General features: G+C 70.4%; 1 protein-coding gene. It reads left to right on the forward strand.

What is annotated here, in order from left to right; translation table 11 throughout:
* Positions 1–1,001: SGNH/GDSL hydrolase family protein (locus tag H926_RS29495; RefSeq protein ID WP_022677982.1), on the forward strand; the 1,001-nt coding region annotated here is incomplete at its 5' end.
* Positions 1,002–1,157 lie beyond the last annotated feature (156 nt).

Consider the following 1,157-nt stretch of genomic DNA (forward strand, 5'->3'; position numbering starts at 1 on the left):
TCCGCCTCAAGCTGACCAACGAGCTGGGCATCGCCCCGGTGCGGATCGCCGGGGTGCACGTGGCGCTGGTCGATGCAGACGGACGCCTGGTGCCGGGCAGCGACCGCGCGGTAACCTTTGCCGGCGGCGCGGAAGCCTGGATTCCAACCGGCGCGCCGCTGCTCAGCGATGCCGTGCCGCTGCCAATCGAGGCGCTGCAACACCTGGCGATCTCGGTCTATTACAAGGACAGCGCGATGCCCGCCGCGCATCATGGCGATCTGGTGGTGGCGCCCGGCGAGCAACTGGCGGCTGCGTCCATGGCCGGCGCTCGCCCGCTGCGCGGCCCGGCGGTGGTGTCGCAAGTGGAAGTGGCGCGGCCCCAGCGCGGCCCGGTGATCGTGGCGTTCGGGGATTCGATCACCGAAGGCGCCGCCTCCACCCCCGGCAAGGACATGAGCTGGCCCCAACAGTTCGCCAAGCGGCTTGCCGCCGATACGCGCTATCGCGGATGGAGCGTGGTCAATGCGGGGATGAGTGGCAACCGCCTGTTGCACGAAGGCTTTGGCCTGCCCGCCCTGGCGCGGCTGGACCGCGACGCCCTGGCGGTCAGCGGGGTCACGCATATCGTGCTGCTGGAAGGCATCAACGACATCGGATGGTGGAACAAGCCCGACAGCGACGTGACCGCCGCGCAGGTGATCGAGGCCTATCGCCAGATCGTGACCCGCGCCCATGCGCGCGGGGTGAAAGTGATCGGCGCGACGATCCTGCCCTACAAGGGCGCGGTCTATTTCACGCCGGAGGGCGAGGCGATGCGCCAGGCGGTGAACGCCTTCATCCGCACCGGCGGGCTGTTCGATGGAGTGATCGATTTCGAGAAGGCGGCGGCCGATCCCGCCGACCCGGCGCGGATCAATCCCCGTCTGGAGCCGGGCGACCATCTCCACCCCAACGATGCCGGCTATGCCGCCCTGGCGGCCGCCGTTTCGCCCAGCCTGTTCGAAGCGCCCCGTCGCTGATGCCGCGAACCGCCCGCGTACTCAACCAGGGTCGTGGGCGGTCCAGCGATAGCGGCCGGAGCCGAGCGTGATGGCCTGGCCGGCCTCCTCGCTCGCGAAACCGAGCACGCCCGGCACGCGCGCCGGGGCCAGGCCCTGTTCGCGCCAGTCGCTGGC

Source organism: Novosphingobium sp. B-7 (assembly GCF_000410615.1).
Taxonomy (GTDB): Bacteria; Pseudomonadota; Alphaproteobacteria; order Sphingomonadales; family Sphingomonadaceae; genus Novosphingobium; species Novosphingobium capsulatum.